The sequence below is a fragment of the Brochothrix campestris FSL F6-1037 genome (assembly GCF_000525915.1).
Taxonomy (GTDB): Bacteria; Bacillota; Bacilli; order Lactobacillales; family Listeriaceae; genus Brochothrix; species Brochothrix campestris.
This window is the reverse complement of record NZ_AODH01000035.1, coordinates 19,761-36,539: the sequence shown is the minus strand read 5'-3', so window position 1 is coordinate 36,539 and position 16,779 is coordinate 19,761. Positions and strand designations below refer to the sequence as shown.

Annotated in this window: 19 protein-coding genes, 5 tRNA genes and 1 pseudogene; 19 read left to right on the top strand and 6 right to left on the bottom strand. The window is 39.8% G+C overall.

Annotation, left to right across the window (positions count from 1 at the left end):
- Positions 1-3 precede the first annotated feature (3 nt).
- The 3 genes and pseudogenes from BCAMP_RS08040 (at position 4) to BCAMP_RS08030 (ending at position 2,578) form a co-directional block, all read left to right on the top strand.
- Positions 4-310, top strand: a pseudogene (locus BCAMP_RS08040) (PTS sugar transporter subunit IIB).
- Positions 311-349: 39 nt separating this feature from the next.
- Positions 350-1,687, top strand: a complete 1,338-nt coding sequence (locus BCAMP_RS08035; RefSeq protein WP_035314923.1) for a PTS sugar transporter subunit IIC — start codon at positions 350-352, stop codon at positions 1,685-1,687.
- Positions 1,688-1,702: 15 nt separating this feature from the next.
- The gene (locus tag BCAMP_RS08030; protein ID WP_035314922.1) at positions 1,703-2,578 is read left to right on the top strand and encodes an ROK family protein; all 876 of its coding nucleotides are present in this window, start codon (positions 1,703-1,705) and stop codon (positions 2,576-2,578) included.
- Between the two features lie 21 nt (positions 2,579-2,599).
- Here the strand turns inward: BCAMP_RS08030 and BCAMP_RS08025 are convergent, their stop codons facing one another.
- Together BCAMP_RS08025 and BCAMP_RS08020 are read right to left on the bottom strand one after the other, a co-directional pair.
- The gene (locus BCAMP_RS08025) at positions 2,600-3,448 is read right to left on the bottom strand and encodes an alpha/beta hydrolase (RefSeq protein WP_035314921.1); all 849 of its coding nucleotides are present in this window, start codon (positions 3,446-3,448) and stop codon (positions 2,600-2,602) included.
- 20 nt (positions 3,449-3,468) lie between these two features.
- The gene (locus tag BCAMP_RS08020; protein WP_269479279.1) at positions 3,469-4,131 is read right to left on the bottom strand and encodes an alpha/beta hydrolase; all 663 of its coding nucleotides are present in this window, start codon (positions 4,129-4,131) and stop codon (positions 3,469-3,471) included.
- Positions 4,132-4,380: 249 nt separating this feature from the next.
- On the opposite strand from BCAMP_RS08020, the gene BCAMP_RS08015 reads away from it, so the two are divergent.
- Positions 4,381-5,004 carry a copper homeostasis protein CutC gene (locus BCAMP_RS08015; RefSeq protein WP_035314919.1) on the top strand — a complete coding sequence of 208 codons (624 nt, stop codon included), beginning with the start codon at positions 4,381-4,383 and terminating at the stop codon, positions 5,002-5,004.
- Positions 5,005-5,047: 43 nt separating this feature from the next.
- On the opposite strand, the gene BCAMP_RS08010 is transcribed toward BCAMP_RS08015, so the two are convergent.
- Positions 5,048-5,842, bottom strand: a complete 795-nt coding sequence (locus BCAMP_RS08010) for a Gfo/Idh/MocA family oxidoreductase (protein WP_198015750.1) — start codon at positions 5,840-5,842, stop codon at positions 5,048-5,050.
- Positions 5,769-6,053, bottom strand: coding sequence for a Gfo/Idh/MocA family oxidoreductase (locus BCAMP_RS13900; RefSeq protein ID WP_198015749.1), 285 nt, complete (start codon positions 6,051-6,053; stop codon positions 5,769-5,771). The genes BCAMP_RS08010 and BCAMP_RS13900 overlap by 74 nt, the downstream gene beginning before the upstream one ends.
- Before the next feature lie 235 nt (positions 6,054-6,288).
- On the opposite strand from BCAMP_RS13900, the gene BCAMP_RS08005 reads away from it, so the two are divergent.
- From BCAMP_RS08005 to BCAMP_RS07970, 8 genes are all read left to right on the top strand, one after another.
- Positions 6,289-6,825: a YceI family protein gene (locus tag BCAMP_RS08005; RefSeq protein ID WP_035314918.1), complete on the top strand. Its 537-nt coding sequence runs from the start codon at positions 6,289-6,291 to the stop codon at positions 6,823-6,825.
- A gap of 148 nt (positions 6,826-6,973) precedes the next feature.
- Entirely contained in the window at positions 6,974-7,612 is a 639-nt protein-coding gene (locus tag BCAMP_RS12645; protein WP_051456976.1) for a response regulator transcription factor, read from the top strand.
- 166 nt (positions 7,613-7,778) lie between these two features.
- Positions 7,779-8,300: a CDP-diacylglycerol--serine O-phosphatidyltransferase gene (gene pssA, locus BCAMP_RS07995; protein WP_035314917.1), complete on the top strand. Its 522-nt coding sequence runs from the start codon at positions 7,779-7,781 to the stop codon at positions 8,298-8,300.
- A gap of 43 nt (positions 8,301-8,343) precedes the next feature.
- A complete protein-coding gene (asd, locus tag BCAMP_RS07990; protein WP_051456975.1) occupies positions 8,344-9,144 on the top strand; it encodes an archaetidylserine decarboxylase in 801 nt (266 codons plus the stop codon).
- Complete coding sequence (locus BCAMP_RS07985) at positions 9,116-9,667, top strand: DJ-1 family glyoxalase III (RefSeq protein ID WP_035314916.1); 552 nt, start codon at positions 9,116-9,118, stop codon at positions 9,665-9,667. Before asd ends, BCAMP_RS07985 begins: the two co-directional genes overlap by 29 nt.
- A gap of 262 nt (positions 9,668-9,929) precedes the next feature.
- The gene (locus tag BCAMP_RS07980) at positions 9,930-11,660 is read left to right on the top strand and encodes a pyruvate oxidase (protein ID WP_035314915.1); all 1,731 of its coding nucleotides are present in this window, start codon (positions 9,930-9,932) and stop codon (positions 11,658-11,660) included.
- A 335-nt stretch (positions 11,661-11,995) separates the two neighbouring features.
- Positions 11,996-12,592, top strand: a complete 597-nt coding sequence (locus BCAMP_RS07975) for a TetR/AcrR family transcriptional regulator (RefSeq protein ID WP_035314914.1) — start codon at positions 11,996-11,998, stop codon at positions 12,590-12,592.
- A complete protein-coding gene (locus BCAMP_RS07970; protein ID WP_051456974.1) occupies positions 12,589-13,914 on the top strand; it encodes an MATE family efflux transporter in 1,326 nt (441 codons plus the stop codon). The genes BCAMP_RS07975 and BCAMP_RS07970 overlap by 4 nt, the downstream gene beginning before the upstream one ends.
- 74 nt (positions 13,915-13,988) lie before the next feature.
- Here BCAMP_RS07970 and BCAMP_RS13555 read toward each other — a convergent pair whose 3' ends face one another.
- Positions 13,989-14,162, bottom strand: a complete 174-nt coding sequence (locus BCAMP_RS13555) for a hypothetical protein (RefSeq protein ID WP_156921189.1) — start codon at positions 14,160-14,162, stop codon at positions 13,989-13,991.
- 104 nt (positions 14,163-14,266) lie between these two features.
- Here BCAMP_RS13555 and BCAMP_RS07965 point away from each other — a divergent pair, with 104 nt between their 5' ends.
- Together BCAMP_RS07965 and BCAMP_RS07960 are read left to right on the top strand one after the other, a co-directional pair.
- Positions 14,267-14,608 (top strand): hypothetical protein, encoded by a 342-nt coding sequence (locus tag BCAMP_RS07965; RefSeq protein WP_035314913.1) that lies wholly within the window; start codon positions 14,267-14,269, stop codon positions 14,606-14,608.
- Positions 14,609-14,629: 21 nt separating this feature from the next.
- On the top strand, positions 14,630-15,580 hold the full coding sequence (locus BCAMP_RS07960) for an NAD(P)-dependent oxidoreductase (RefSeq protein WP_035314912.1): 951 nt from the start codon (positions 14,630-14,632) through the stop codon (positions 15,578-15,580).
- Between the two features lie 14 nt (positions 15,581-15,594).
- Here BCAMP_RS07960 and BCAMP_RS07955 read toward each other — a convergent pair whose 3' ends face one another.
- Entirely contained in the window at positions 15,595-16,083 is a 489-nt protein-coding gene (locus BCAMP_RS07955) for a GNAT family N-acetyltransferase (RefSeq protein ID WP_035314911.1), read from the bottom strand.
- A 196-nt stretch (positions 16,084-16,279) separates the two neighbouring features.
- On the opposite strand from BCAMP_RS07955, the gene BCAMP_RS07950 reads away from it, so the two are divergent.
- The 5 genes from BCAMP_RS07950 to BCAMP_RS07930 all read left to right on the top strand — a co-directional run bounded on the left by BCAMP_RS07950 (position 16,280) and on the right by BCAMP_RS07930 (position 16,731).
- A tRNA-Glu gene (locus BCAMP_RS07950) sits at positions 16,280-16,351 on the top strand.
- 21 nt (positions 16,352-16,372) lie between these two features.
- A tRNA-Val gene (locus BCAMP_RS07945) sits at positions 16,373-16,445 on the top strand.
- A gap of 42 nt (positions 16,446-16,487) precedes the next feature.
- Positions 16,488-16,568, top strand: a tRNA-Tyr gene (locus BCAMP_RS07940).
- A gap of 9 nt (positions 16,569-16,577) precedes the next feature.
- Positions 16,578-16,652 (top strand) — tRNA-Gln (locus BCAMP_RS07935).
- Positions 16,653-16,658: 6 nt separating this feature from the next.
- A tRNA-Lys gene (locus BCAMP_RS07930) sits at positions 16,659-16,731 on the top strand.
- Positions 16,732-16,779 lie beyond the last annotated feature (48 nt).

Here is a 16,779-nt window from a genome sequence, read left to right as displayed (position 1 = left end):
AGCATGAAGGAAATATTACTTGTTTGTGCAGCGGGAATGTCAACGAGTCTCTTAGTTAACAAAATGAAAGCGCACGCAAAAAAAAATCGGTATTGATGTTGAGATTGAAGCGTTATCAATTTCTGAAGCATCATCAAAAATTGATACAGCAGACATCATTATGTTAGGACCACAAGTACGTTATCAAAAACCACAGATTGACAAGGCGGTCGCTGGCCGTATTCCAGTACTTGTTATCGATATGAAAGATTATGGTATGATGAACGGCAAAGGGGTATTAGAAACAGCTTTCAAAGCAATGGAAGCCTAATAATAGAAAGTCGATAAGAGGATATGGGAGGGAATAAAAATGAGTATAATGACTAAGTTTGAGAGTGGAATGGAAAGAATGTTGGTGCCTGTAGCTAATAAATTGAATTCACAGCGCCATATTGCAGCAATTCGTGATGCCTTTATTTTAGTGTTTCCGTTAATTATGGCAGGATCAATTGTTACCTTGTTAAATTTTGCGGTATTATCACCTGATGGCTTCATTGCAAAAATATTGTTTTTAGGGAAACTATTTCCGAATTTAGCATCAGCCCAAGCACTATTTACACCAGTTATGCAAGGGTCGACTAATATTATGGCAATTTTGATTGTGTTCTTAGTCGCACGAAATTTAGCGATTTCCTTTAAAGAAGATGATTTACTGGCGGGGTTAACTGCTGTCGGTGCCTTCTTTATCGTCTATACGCCGTATGAAGTAGTGGATAATGCTTCTTACATGACTGTTAAATTTTTAGGGGCACAAGGTTTATTCGTCGCTATTATTGTAGGTATTATCGTTGGTGAAGTATTTAGTCGTCTTTCACGTTCACCACGTTTATTAATCAAAATGCCTGATCAAGTGCCACCAGCAGTCTCACGTTCATTTAAAGTCTTAATTCCCATCGTTATCATTACTATTTTATTCTCAGTCCTTAATTATGTTGTTACATTAGTGTCACCAAAAGGGATTAATGACTTGGTTTACACAGTCATTCAATCACCATTAAAAGATATGGGAACTAATATTTACTCAGTTGTGTTACTTGGATTTATCTCAAACGTATTATGGGTTTTAGGTATTCATGGTCCAAATACAATTGCAGCGATTCGAGATACAATTTTTACAGAACCAAACTTGGAAAACTTATCGTATGTTGCCGCTCATGGTAGTGCTTGGGGCGCACCGTATCCAGCTACTTGGGGTGGATTAAATGATGCCTTTTCTAACTATGGTGGTTCAGGGATGACACTTGGTTTATTGATTGCTATTTTCATCGCGTCACGTCGTACAGACTACCGTGACATTGCGAAGCTATCGCTTGGACCGGGCTTATTCAACATTAATGAACCGGTTATTTTCGGTTTACCAATTGTGTTGAATCCGATTTTAATTATTCCATTCATTATTACACCAGCGATTAACACTGTTGTTGGGTATCTGTTTGTTGTAACAAAAGTAATTCCACCGGTAGCTTATCAAGTCCCATGGACAACACCTGGGCCGTTAATTCCTTTCTTAGGAACAGGAGGTAACTTCGGTGCCTTAGCAGTTGGTTTACTCTGTTTAGCGATTTCAGTTGTCATTTACTTACCGTTCGTGATGGTATCGAATAAGGTTAATACATCAGCAGGAGTTGAAGAAGAAAAGGTCGCCTAAGAGGATGTGATTGACATGGATAAAGACATTGCTGCTTTCGATATTGGCGGAACTAATTTGAAAATGGGGATTGTTCAAACCGATGGACAATTACTGGAAACGAATGAGGTTGCCATCGTAAATTTTGATGGTTTGCAAATTTTAGCCGAAATGAAAAAATGGGTGAAAAATCATCCTGATGTCACAGGCATTGCCATGAGCGCTCCCGGATATGTCAATCCACAAACAGGGTTAATTACAATGGGAGGTGCGATTCGAGACTTTGACAATTTTAACATGCTGAAATGGGCTGAGGAAGAACTTCACTTACCAACTGCGATTGAGAATGATGCCAATTGTGCATTACTCGCTGAAAAATGGCTTGGTAAGGCTCAAACCCTTGATAACTTTTTATGTATGACGATTGGTACGGGTGTTGGCGGTGGTATTTATGTCAATGACAAGCTCGTCAGAGGGGCTCGTTTTAGAGCGGGGGAGTTCGGTTATATGTTTACCGAACGACCGGGAGCGAGTCAACCGTCGACACATACGGTCAATGAGCAAGCAACCTTGTATCAGTTGCGTAAACAATATGCAGCGCATCTGCAAAAGCCCGTTGCTGAAGTGAATGGCGAAGAAATTTTTGCCGGTTATGATGCAGGTGATTATATGTGTACACGGTTGGTGACCGAGTTTTTTAATGGGATATGTATGAGCCTCTACAATCTTATTTATTTATTCGATCCGTCGCATATTTTTATCGGTGGTGGAATTACCCAACGGCCAACCTTTATTGCCGAAATAAGGGAGCAACTGGCGTGGTTTGGTGCACGCGATACAGTGATAGCTGCGACAACGCATCATAATCAAGCGGGGATGCTTGGGGCAGTTTATCATTACTTGGAAAACTAAAATGCAGTCTCAAACCGACACTTAATTTGTGTCGGTTTTTGTTTCGTCGTCAATATAAGACATAAGCGCTTGTTGAACAAGCGAATCACTTAAAATATGCTGATGTGAGTACTGCGGGCCGATAAATATTTTTTCGCGATAATTGGCGATGTTGCGATAAATCAACCGACCGCTGAGCGCGCTATTAACTGGAACGACTTGATCAGAAAGATGATTTGCTGCGACATCACCAGTAATATTTAAATAATTCAATTCAGGCGGTAGCGTTTGTTGGTGAGCGATTAAAAAAGAAAGCGTCTCGGTCACTAAAGGGGGGTGGTCGATAAAGGCGGATTCCCCGTTATCGACCAAACTTAAGTCATTAAAGGGTGTAGCAATCGTAATTAAATCAGTCATCTTAAAAGGAGACTGCGGATATTGTTCAAGTAAGTGTGTTAAAACAAGTCCGCCGTTAGAGTAGCCAACAGCAGCAAAATTGGAGTAATCGTAATCAGTGTGTATCGCTGTTAGGGCGGTATGAAGCCAGGCCGATTGTGTTAAGGTGCCATCTTCTGAACTATCTTCAAAAGCAATCACAATGAAGGGGCGCGTCGTTGTAATAGGTAAAGGCTTATCTAAATAACTCAACTGATGGTCAGGATGAACAATTAAACGCAAGACATGCGGTGTGTAGTTATAAAAGGCACCGATGTTTTTGATGAAAGCATCGAAATCGGTGGCCCGCCCATTAGTACCTGGAACAAGTATAATTGGTGCGATACTCTTACTTGTTAAGGTACCTTGAGTGTTTTTTGAATGGGAGACAGTGTGACAGCCAACGAGTCCAACAAGTAGGCATGAGATGAGTACTAGCTTAAATTGTTTAAACATAAGTCCTCCTTTTTGATAGCTTAACGATAAATAAATTCAATAATCGCTTCTTTGGTGGCATCATCTTCTAAAATATCACTATGGCCAGCACCTTTACCGGTTACGACTTTTTCACGGTAAGACTGAATGACATCTTTATAAATAAGGCTACCCGACAAGGCGCTGTTAACAGGCACAATACCATCAGATTCATGATTATCTTTGATATCGCCAGTGATGTTCAACAGGGTAATACTTTTAGGAATAAAGACATTACGATCAATAAAATTCGTCAACAGATGTGTTTGGGTTGGGATTTTTGTGATATCACTGTTCGTGCCGTTATCTGTTTGTTTTGTGTCGTTATAAGGAGTAGCCACTGTGACTAAATGACGTAACTGCGATTTAATTTCACTGCTGTGATATTCTAAAAAGTTAGTTAAGACGAGTCCGCCATTAGAATGACCGACGGCATCAAATTGTTTAAAATGATAGCGTTGAAAGAGATCTTCTAAGGCGATAACGATAAATGGCCGATGGGTATCGGGTGTTAATTTTGCGCCGCTATAATCCAAGGTTAAGTCTTTCATAACAGTGATTTTCATTGTTGTCGCTTGATGATGATAGCTAGTAGATAAATCGGATGTAAAGGCATCGAAACGATCTTCAGTTGCATGTGTTCCAGGTACAAGTATGATTGGAATCGCCGTTTCTTTCCGCGGTGAAAAGGATTTATCATATGGTTGACAACCAGTTAATAAAAGAAGCGCTATACTAGCTAATAGGATGAATATTTATTTGATAGAAACACCTCCGCTTAAGTAAAGTACTTAACCGTTAGAATGAAACGGAAAATAACTAACTATAAAATACTAATTGGTTTGTTAAAAAGTATTATATCAGAAGAAGTTGTTTTATAATAAAGAAGAAGTCTATATCGAGGAGGAAAAGAGATGTTATTAAAAGAAGTCTGTGTTGAGAATTTCGAACGAATACCAGCAATTATTGCAGCGGCTGATCGAATTGAGCTATGTGATAACTTAGCAGAAGGTGGTACCTCGGTCAGTTTAGGGGTAGCGAAACAAACAGCTGCTTTTTGTGCACAACATAAGGTGCCGGTGATGGCGATGGTGCGTCCTCGAAAAGGTGACTTTGTCTTTAATGAGGCAGAATTAGCGATGATGTTAACCGATGTGCAGGCGTACAAAGACTGTGGGATAACCGGGCTTGTATTTGGTTGTTTAACAGCAGTTAACACATTAGATGAAGAAAAGAACAAAGCAATCATCGCTGCAGCAGCAGGTATGGACTTAACATTTCACATGGCATTTGACGAGCTCTCTGATCCGTTTAAAGCGATTGATTGGCTTGCTGACCACGGTGTAACACGGATTTTGACACATGGTGGTCCATTAACTACTGCGATTAGTGATCATCTTGCTGTTTTAAAAGCTTATCAAAATCATGCCAACGAAAGGCTAGTGATTTTACCCGGTGGCGGGATTACAAAAGAAAATATGCATAACATTGCGCACATCCTTGAAGTAACAGAAGTACATGGTACACGACTTGTTTAAACAAATCCCCCTCGCTGTTTGAGCGAGGGGGATTAACTTCTAATTATTTTTCAGCGTCATAGATAATACCGGCATCTTGCCTTAACTGTTCGATTAAGGTAGTTACTTGTAAGCTTAATTCAGACCAGTAAGCATAGCGAGCCAGTGCTTGTTCATCTGTTGGGTGGTTGATGACAGAGGCAAATGCAAGAGCCTCATCATATAATAACAGCTCAGGAGCTGCCACAGCATGTTGCGTCTCACTATTTGTTTCACGATGCCAGACTGCAATATCAGTAATAGCATTAACTGCATCTAGTTTAATGGTGGTTGTGTTTGTATATATTTCTGACGGTAAATAAGATTGAATAATCTTACCTGTGAGTAAGGTGACATTAAATGAGGGGTACTGCAAAATAATTGTGCCTGAACCATCAACACCGGTACTGATTTTTTTGGCGAAATAATGAGCTTGGTCGGGAACACCAAACCAAGCGACTGCGGAATATACTAAATAAATGCCTAAATCGACTAAGGCACCGCCAGCAAATTTGGTTGTGAAAATATTAGGTTCTTCACCGTTAAGTACTTGATCATAACGTGATGAGTATTTTGAATAGGCAAAGGTGGCGCCTTCAATTTCAGGGCTGTTACCGAGTAAGTCTTTGACGACTTTAAAGTTTTCTTCATGGATATGTCTTGCAGCTTCAAAGATAAAGACGCCATTTTCTTTCGCGATTTTTTGAGCTGTTACGACTTCAGCCGCGGTTGGAAAAATTGGTTTTTCAACGACAATATTTTTTTTTTGCCTGTAATAAGGCAATCGCTTGTTGAAAATGAAGGCTGTTCGGTGAGGCAATATAGACGGTGCTAAAACGATCATCTCCTAAAAAGGCGTTCCAGTTTGTTTCAATCGGTACGAAAGCAAGTTCTTCAGCTGTTAAGAAGTGTTCTGCTTTTTCAACCGAACGGGAGTAAAGCACCGTTAAGTCCCATTCATTCGTGGCTTGTGCTGATTTGATAAACTGACCTGATATCATACTTGTGCCAATCACTGCATAGTTAATCATTCAAACTCCCTCATTTCCTATTTTATTTAAGAATATCATATAATTAGTGAAAAAGCGCTGTCATTTGAGCTGTGCAAGGGAATTTTTTTTAATAGATGATTGATTTTGTAGTAGATAGGGTAAGTTATATAAGAAAACGAATAAAAGTTACTTAAAATAACTTGATTACAAAAAGTAAGTGTGGTAAAGTATAAATAGAAGTTAAGCGAAACCAACTATTAGGAGGAAATGAAAAATGACAAACAAAACATATAAATTAGATGCAGCCCATTCTTCAATCGATTTTCAAGTGAAACACATGATGATTTCAAAGGTTAAAGGTACGTTCCAAACTTTTTCAGCCGAGTTAAATATGGACGTAACTGATTTGACGACTGCTGATATTAAATTTACAATTCAAGCAGATAGTATTAAAACCAAACAAGAAGCACGAGATGAGCATCTTAAGAGTGCCGACTTCTTTAATGTTGAAAACAATCCAACGATTGATTTTGTCGCAACAACTATTACGAAAACAGCTGAAGATGAATACAAAATGATAGGTGACTTAACCCTAGTTGGCGTCACTAAACCAATCAGCTTTGATGTTGAATTTGCAGGTCAAAGTAAAAATCCAATGGATGGTTCAATTGTGGCTGGTTTTTCAGCAGATGCAAAAATCAGCCGTAAAGCATTCGGAATTGAGTATAATGCTGCACTTGAAACAGGTGGTGTTTTAATCGGGGATGAGATTAAAATCTCGGTGGAACTTGAAGTGATTGCAGAGCGTTAAAGGTAAGAGATTGATAAAAAATAAGGAAAGCACTCATGGGAGTGCTTTCTTTATTTTTTTATAAAATACTGGTAAACTAGTTTATGATATGAAAAAAAGGGAATTGGATACAGATGGAAGAAAGATTGTTTTAAAGGGAGGCTCATAGATGATATATATTGAATTAAGGGGACGTAATATTTTTTGCGAAGGCTTAAAGACAATGTTAGCGAACGTTGAACATGTTATTATTCAAGAAAATGATAACAAGACAGCTGACTATGAAAATTATAAAACATGTACACCTATACCGCTTAAACTATGTATTATCGATGCGGAGTATAACGACTATAAACATACTGTATACACAGATTTTAAAACGAGGTATTTATTATTTTCAGAGTCATTTAATTCACGAGCGTGCAGTAAAAAAATTAAAGGCTTCTTATCTTATAGTGTATGTGAAGAACATTTGACGGCTGCCATTCAAGCTGTGCTGAATAACGAGACTTACATCGATCCGTTTTTTGCCGCGAATGTGATTGATATTAAGGCAGAGCGAGGTATTAATGGAGCCTCTCGTTATAAGTTAACGACGCGAGAAACAGAAGTTTTACAGTTGATTATCAAACGTGAGAATAATCAACGAATTGCTCAATTTTTAGGTTTAAGTGAGAATACGGTTAAAAATCACGTGAGCCATATTCTCCAAAAAATGAATGTCAAAAGTCGCAATCAAGTGCTGTTGAAATTAAATGCAACGATGCAACAGGCAGTTGAAAAGCAGAGTAACGTCTATTCCATCTAAGCGACAGACAATCTTTGCGAAGATGGGATTGTGACAGAGAAAGATAAAAGAGCCGGAAACAGTTGTTATGTTTTGGGTTCTTTTAATGTTTTCTAACTAGTAATAGGTAGGAAAGTAAAACATAAAGGTATATAATGAAACTGAGAATAGAAAGGAGGGAACAACGATGAAGTATATTCCTTCAATCCTTACAATTAGTAACTTTTTGGCCGGATTTTTTGCCATTTTAGTAGCAAGTCAATCCTATATTTTTTATGCGGTCGTGTTGATTTTAATCGGGATGTTATGCGATTGTTTTGATGGATACTCTGCGAGACGATTGAATTCTAGTTCCACCATAGGTAAAGAGCTTGATTCATTGGCGGATGTTGTGACTTTTGGGGTTGCGCCAATGGTAATTCATCTTACAGTTAACGGGTTGCATTTTTGGACATTAGTCAGCACAGTCGTCTATTTGATTTGCAGTATTGTGCGACTGGCCCGTTTTAATGTCAGTCAATCCGGGCTTAATTATTTTATCGGTTTACCCGTTCCAGCAGCGGCGTTGACAACGTTATTAATTGTCCAAATATTACCGGTCTTTTTAGGTGGTATTATTATAATCTTCCTTGGCTTTTTAATGGTTAGTCAAATTCAAGTCAGAAAATTAGGTCATTCAAAAGAAGATGTTGAAATAGAAGAGGTGTAAATTACGTGTTGTGATGCTACAGCCTTATTTAGGAGTTAAACATATGAAGAAAGTGCAAGTAATGATTATGAGAATATTAGCGTTACGATTAGTATCAGCACCTTTGAAAAGATTCACATGTTCTCGATTAAGCAAGCCGTTGATTAAACTGTTTGCTAAAAAATATCGGATAAATCAAGCTGAAATGACAGCGAAAGTCTCATCTTATCAAACGCTTGCCGCCTTTTTCGCCCGACCGATTAATCTGAAAAAGAGACCGTTAGCTGCCACTGATTGGGTATCTCCAGTAGATGGTTTTATTCAACAGTCTGGTATCATTACAGCTGAGCAAACATTTGAAGTTAAGGGGACGACCTATCAATTAAAGGAATTACTAGGTGAATCAGTTGCCGCTACAGTTGGCGGTGGGGGCAGTTTTATCATTTTATATTTAAGTCCAAGTCAATATCATCGCTATCATTCTCCGATAGCAGGGGCGATTCGTCGTGTGGGGGAACTAGGACGTACGAGTTTTCCCGTCAATGAGTGGGGCATGACTAATATTTCACAATTGTATGCTAAAAATCACCGGGTAGTCTATCGAATTGGTGAGGATACATTATTGGTAGCGGTCGGTGCGTTGAATATTAATTCAATTGTCGATACTTTTTCTGGAAAAGAAATTGAAAAAGGCGCCGAATTGGGTTATTTCAACTTCGGATCGACGGTGGTGATACTTTCGCCTGCTAAGAAGATCGATTTTTCCAAGAAGAAAACAGGTGATTTTATCGCCGTTCGTAGTAGCTTAGGTAACTACAAAGAAAGGATGATTGCAGATGACGAAAATATTAGTACTACTGGCTGATGGTTTTGAAGAAATTGAGGCGATTGCAGCGATAGATCTCTTTAGACGTGTGGATATCGAAGTGGTAACAGCTGCGGTCAACAATCAACTTGCGGTTCGAGGTGCTCATGACATTATTGTTGAGGCCGATTGTCTTATGAATGATGTGGCTAACACCGTTTATGATTGTCTTTACTTACCCGGAGGTGGTAAAGGCGCCGAAACGTTACGTGATAATGCTGTTGTACAACAGATAATTAAAAAACATTATTCGTCGAAAAAGTTAATTTCAGCAATTTGTGCGGCACCAATTGCACTTGAAAAAGCAGGTATTTTAGAGGGGCATACGGTGACGAGTTTTCCGGCAGTCAAACAAGATATAACGACTCCGTTATATTCAGATAACAACGTTGTTATATCAGATGCAATCATCACCTCACGTGCTGCTGGGACAACGATTGAACTTGCATTAGCGGTTGTTGAGCGACTCTGTGATCAAAAGACGGCAACTGCATTGGCGTCATCCATTTTACATGGGAAATAATGATTTACAAGGAAACGACAGCCTACAGAGCTGTCGTTTTTTTGTTCATTAAAACCGCTGATTTCGTGTTATAGTATAGGTTTGATTAGTTATTAAGTACTTGCAAAAGGTGAAAAAAATTGTTGAATTTCTGACACATTATGTTAATATTGGTATTGCATTCAAGGAATGATAAAAATGTAAATCTGTTTGTTTGATAAAGAAGAGCAGAACAAACAGCACTACGCGTAAGCGTCAGTGAAACCAAGGAGGATATAATATAATGGGAAAAATCAATGCCGGTTCAGCAGTAGTAAACGTCCTTAAAAACTGGGACATCGACCATGTTTATGGTTTACCAGGTGATTCAATCGATAACATCGTTGATGCCTTGCAAAAAGAGCAAGATTCAATCAAATTTATCCATGTTCGTCACGAAGAAGTTGCATCACTTGCAGCAGCGTCTTACACAAAATTAACTGGTAAAATCGGTGTCGCTTTATCAATCGGTGGACCAGGTGCATTACACCTTTTAAACGGTATGTATGATGCGAAAATGGACAAAGTACCTCAATTAGTACTTGTTGGTCAAATTCCAAGTAAATTTGCTAACACTGATTACTTCCAAGAAGTCGACACAGCAGCAATCTTTGATGACTGTGCTGTCTTCAATAAAGAAATTACTCGTCCTGAACAATTACCAATCGTTGTCGATCAAGCGATTCGTGCAGCTTACGAAAAACGTGGCGTTGCGGTTGTTATTATTCCTGATGATGTGCCTAAAAACATGATTGCTGATACAGTTGAACGTCTTGATGCACCAAAACAACCAACTCGTACAGGCTTAAACGTTGCTGATTTAGAAGCTGCAGTTGATTTAATCAATGCTGCTAAAAAACCAACAATGCTTATCGGTACTGGTACTAAAAAAGCCAAAGCTGAAGTAACTGCTTTCGCTGAAAAAATGGGTATTGTTGTAATGTCAACATTACCAGGTAAAGGTATCATGGCTGATATGCACCCTAACTACGTTGGTAACATTGGTCAAATCGGAACTAAGCCTGCTTTCGAAGCAATGCAAGAATCAGATTTATTAATCTTAGCAGGTACTGATTACCCATTCCGTAAATACTTACCGGCTAAAGCTAAATGTATCCAAATCGAAATCGACGCAACTCGTATTGGTAAACGCCATGCGGCAACTGTTGGTATCGTTGGTGATGCTAAAGAAGCATTAGCATACTTAACAACTCACGCTAAAGAAGTGAAAGATCGTCCATTCTTGAAAGCATGTAACAAAAACATGCAAACATGGTGGAAATGGATGGATGAGCACATGGACAAAACAACGTCTCCAATCGCTCCTCAAGCCGTTATCAAACAAATGCAACGTATTGCTGACGAAGACGCTGTCTTCTCAATCGACGTCGGTACATCAACTGTTTGGAGTACACGTTACTTGAAATTAGGTCATAAAAATGACTTCTTAATCTCTGCTTGGTTAGGTACAATGGGTTGTGCACTTCCTGGCGCAATTGCTTCAAACATGGCGGATTCTAAACGTCAAGTTATCTCATTACAAGGTGACGGCGCGTTTGCAATGGTTATGCAAGATTTTGCAACGGCAGTACATTACAACTTGCCAATGATCAACGTGGTGTTAAGCAACCAACAATTATCATTCATTAAATATGAACAACAAGCACAAGGTCAATTAAACTACGGTATCGATCACTCTGACATCGACTTCGCTAAATTTGCTGAAGCGTGTGGCGGAAAAGGTTATCGCGTTACTAAATTCGAAGAACTTGAAGCTGCCTTTACTGCGGCTAAAGCAGATAACTGCCCAGTTATCATCGATGTTGTGACTGACCAAAATGCAGCGCCATTACCAGGTAAAATCGTAATGGACGAAGCAAAAGGTTTCGCTCGTTTTGAAATCCGTACAGCATTAGAAGAAAAAAGAATTGCACAATTACCACCACTAAAAGATATCATGCGTCAATTCTTCTAGGATCTAATCAAGTCTTATCACCTCGTAAATGAAGACTGTTTAGACTTTGTTTACAATCTGAGCCCTCCAACATTGTTGGAGGGTTTTTTGCGGGAATAAGTAGCCAAATAGTTCTCTTTTGATGTTAGATTATGTTAAAGTTATCTTTTTTTAGCTCAGAAGCTAGCAAGGGATGAGTTGCAGTTCTGCTATTTGCGGAGTTGGGTGAGCTGATTTCACTTTCAAAGTTTCAGTTCTACTAGCGTACTTTCATTTTTTTTCTGCTTTAGTTGACTTATTATTCTCACTCAACTAAACTGAACAAATGGTCAGTTTTTTCGCGAGGAGGAATGAAAATGATGAAGGTAACTAAAAAACAATTGATTTTCACTGCAGCGCAGCATCTGTTTAGTGAAAAAGGCTATAATGATACCTCTTTACAGCTGATTGCTGAAGCGGTCGGTACAACTCGTAGTAACATATTGTATCATTACGAAAGTAAAGGACACTTATTCGAGATAGTCTTAAAACAGTGGGAAGAGCAGTGGTATAAAAGTTGGCATGTCATCAGAGATACCATCACGAAACCAAGTGAACAGTTAATGGCTTATTTTAAGGCCTTTATCTACGAAGATTTACGTCACCCTTTACGAAAAGCGTTAGATGAATATTTACTTGAAATCAATGGGCAGAAAGAAGAACGTGAACGCTGGGTTGCCTCTGATCGGGCAGCGTTTGAGCTCATTTTACGCAACGGTATGATGCAAGGAGTGTTTCGTATTAATCCAGCCGCGATTCGTGTCCAAGTTGATGTGTTGGTTGGTTTTATTTACGGCGTATCGGATACAATGGAGAATAAGACTGAAGCTGAATTGTTGGCGGCCGTTAACTTTTTTTTGAAGATGTATTTGCTAACAATCACAACAGGATTTTCTGAGGAGGTAAACAGATGAGTAGTTTAGCAGCAATCAAACATAAGCACCCCTTGCTCGTGTTTGCCAAATATGCGATTCCATCGATGTTGGGCATGATGTTGATGGCGGTTAATGTAGTAATGGACGGTGTCTTTGTGGGGCATGCTCTTGGTGCGACCGCTTTGGCGGCTGTCAACATCGTTATTCCTGTCTATAGTTTTTATGTGGCAATGTCACTATGGATTGGTGTTGGTGCAACGACACGCTATTCGAGGGCGATGGGGGCAGGAGATACGCAAACGGCACGGCGAATTTTCACTCAGGCGGTAATGCTCTTGCTTGCCGTATCGGTGGTTGTGAGTACTGTGCTTGGCATGTTTGGTGATAAATTACTTACGATGCTCGGTGCAAATGCAGAGATCACACCGATGGCAGCTGAATATTTACATATCTTTTTATTGTTTGGTTTTGTATTAACATTAGAGAATATGCTCAGCTTGTTTGTTCGGAATGATGGCTCGCCGGTTCTGGCGATGGTTGCGTTAATTATGACGGCGATTGTTAATATTATTTTGAACTATTACTTTTTATTTGTATTAAATTGGGGCATTATGGCAGCCGCGCTCGGTTTGATTATCTCAGCAGCAGTTGGTATCTTAGTGATGCTGACGCATTTTCTGCATAAAAATAATAATCTGAAGTTGACCTTCTCATTTGGTAACGTTTGGTATTTCAAAAGTTTCTTTTATATTGGCTTTCCGAGTTTCTTAGCGGAGATGGGGATTTCGGTCTTTACGATTGCCTATAATATCGCAATTGTTAGTGTGGCTGGAACGATGGGAGCGGCTGCTTTTTCAATCGTGAATTACACACATAGCATCGCATTGCTGCTGTTTTTAGGGTTGAGTTCAGCAACACAGCCGTTGATTTCTTATTATCAAGGCGCTAAGATGCCAAAGCAACAGTGGCAAATTGTTAAATACGGGATTGTTTCGTCGTTGGTAATCGGCGTGTTAATTATTGCTGTTGGTCGAGTGTTTACCACGCAGATTATTGGCTTGTTCGGTCAGTTCACACCGGAATTAATCGCCTTAGCGACTGAAAGTATTCGTTTGTTCTTTATTGCCTATCTCTTTATGGGAACGAATTTTGTGCTGATAACATTTATGCAAACGAGTGGACGCGTGAATTTCGCTATTTTCATTACCGCAATTCGTGAATTTGTCTTAGTCGTGCTCTTTTTGGTTATTTTAACACCACTGTTTGGTACGAGTGGTGTTTGGTTAGCTGTACCCGTTGCAGAAGGGATTATTTGCTTGTTGCTATGTGTTTATCTGTTGCAAGAAAAGCGACAACACTAAAAAAAGTGTCTCCCTCGATGAGGGGACACTTTTTTAGTTAGTCAATATATCAGATGGAACGATTACTGTTCATGTTAAAAATAGCGATTTGTTCTCTTAGGTTGCTGCTTAAACAATAAGATGGTACCAATGATGAATAGACAAAATCCTACAACACAAACGATGAGGCCCGTGATGTGTGAAATGCTAAACGAAATTGAGATGGCGGCAAGACCAATGATTAAAGATAGAATGCCCAACCATTTCATACGACTCCCTCCTCTTAGACAGGTTTGAACTGCTTATCTTGATGTTGTCATACCCATAATCATAAGGTATATACCGATAATTGTCAAACTGAGAGGCAACGCATTTGCTATCAGTGTTTAAGGTGACTTATAATGAAGCTTATAAAGAAAAAGGGGTGGATAATATGCGCGTAACTGAAGCGGCACAACAATTTTTAACGCCGATTTTAGCGGCTTATCCTGAATTAAATACAATTTGTCTATTTGATAACAGCTGTGAATGTGGCAATGAAGAACATCATCAAGGTCATCATCATTTTGCTTTATCACTTGAAACACCGTTAGCTGATGATCACATTGAAAAAATCAATGATCAGCTTAATGTGGCTTGGTCAGCTAACCTAAGTGAGCGGATGGTGGGTGTTGTGATTGATTACAACGAGACAGGATTATTTATTCAAGAGTAGTCATGAGGGGAGCGTGGGTAGATGAAAGAGATCATTGTTTATCAGCCAATCCCATTGGCATTGCTAGAGCAGTTAAAGAGGACGTTTAAGGTTACATATGTGCCTAACTATCGCACAAGTGAACGTGAGCAGTTTGAGGCGGCTTTACCGACTGTTCAAGGGCTGTTGGGTGCGGGTCTTTTTATCAGCGAGGCAGAACTGGCAAAAATGCCACAATTAGAAGTGGTGAGTCAAACGATTGCCGGTTTTGATACGTTGGTTGTGGAGGACTTTGTTGCACGAGGGGTGATGATAACAAATGCGGCAGATGCTTTAACTGACACGGTGGCCGATTTGACACTGGCACTTACGTTAGCCGTGGCACGCCAATTACCAGCTGTGGATCGTGCCATCCGCAGGGACGAGTGGTTCAAGGGACCGTTAGATACAGCAGAAGGACTCTACGGCACAGATGTATACGGTAAAACAATCGGTATCATTGGGTTAGGGCGAATTGGCACAGCCGTGGCAAAACGGGCGCATGCTGGTTTTGGAATGAAAGTCATTTATCACACGCGTTCTCACCATTTGGAGGCTGAACAATTATATGATGCTGTCTATTATGCTGACTTAGCGGGCTTACTTTCGACCGCGTATTTTGTCATAATGTTAGCACCTTATAATGATGAAACCCATCAGTTGATGAATGAGACTGCCTTTAAAACAATGAAGAAGTCGGCTTATTTTATCAATGTCGGTCGAGGGAAAACCGTCGATGAAACGGCTTTAATTAAGGCGTTGCAACAAGGCGAATTAGCAGGTGCTGCACTCGATGTGTTCGAACAAGAACCGATTGCCGCCAATCATCCCTTACTACAGTTGCCTCAAGTCGTTGTATCAGCGCATATGGGATCGGCCACTGCGGCGTCAAGAGCGCGGATGATCAGTGATGCGGTGACTAATTTGACGGCTGCGTTGCGAGACACCGCCTAACAAAATAGTGTAGGTTAATCCGTAATAAAATAGCTTAATAAATAATCATCGACATAATGACCAGCGATAAAAAATTCATCCTTTAAAATCCCTTCGATTACGAAATGATGTTTTTTATAAAAGCTGAGAGCTTGTGGATTTGTTGCTAAAGCACGTAATGTAATTTTACGGTAGTTATGTTGCTTCGCATACGTTTTAATGTGTTGCATTAAGGCGGAACCAACGCCTTGATGTTGCGCATCGTTTGCGATTGCAATGCTCATGCTTAATGTATGGTTACTAGCGGGTAAGGCTGTCGCGTGATGATACTGGACGATACCAAGAACCGTTTGATGAGCGAGAGCGACGAATTGCGTGCCGACCGGGTAATATTGTTGATAATCAGCCACAGAAGCATAAAATACCTGGCTAGGTGTATTCGTTTGATTCCACACGCTATTTTCGATGGCTATCAGTTGGGGATAGTCGCTTTGTTTGATGGGACGAATTTGTAAATGTGACATAAAAATCACTCCTTTAATAAAAATAGTATATCAAAAAGAGGAAATAAACTGTAGAAAAGATAGTGATAAAGCCGTTTAATTAAAAATAAAAAGATTTTTTTTGTAAAAAGTTTGTTGAAAAGGGTTTACAAATGCTTCGATTCTTTATATAATAGATTTTGTGTTAAGGAAACAACATACCAGTTTTTAACAGTCAGGCCCGTTGGTCAAGCGGTTAAGACACCGCCCTTTCACGGCGGTATCACGGGTTCGAATCCCGTACGGGTCATTACTATAGAGATATAGTTGAGGGGGTTTAGCTCAGCTGGGAGAGCATCTGCCTTACAAGCAGAGGGTCGGCGGTTCGAGCCCGTCAACCCCCATATGTTTTCGTAATTAGAAAGCATCGTAGAACAACTCAATATGGAGGAGTAGCGAAGTGGCTAAACGCGACGGACTGTAAATCCGTTCCTTAGGGTTCAGTGGTTCGAATCCACTCTCCTCCACTCTTATAATGGGGTGTAGCCAAGCGGTAAGGCAATGGATTTTGATTCCATCATGCGTAGGTTCGATCCCTGCCACCCCAGCCATTATAAGAGCCGTTAGCTCAGTTGGTAGAGCATCTGACTTTTAATCAGAGGGTCGCTGGTTCGAGCCCAGCACGGCTCATAACAAGTATCTCGGCAATAGCTGAGGTATTTTTTTGTGTTTAAAATG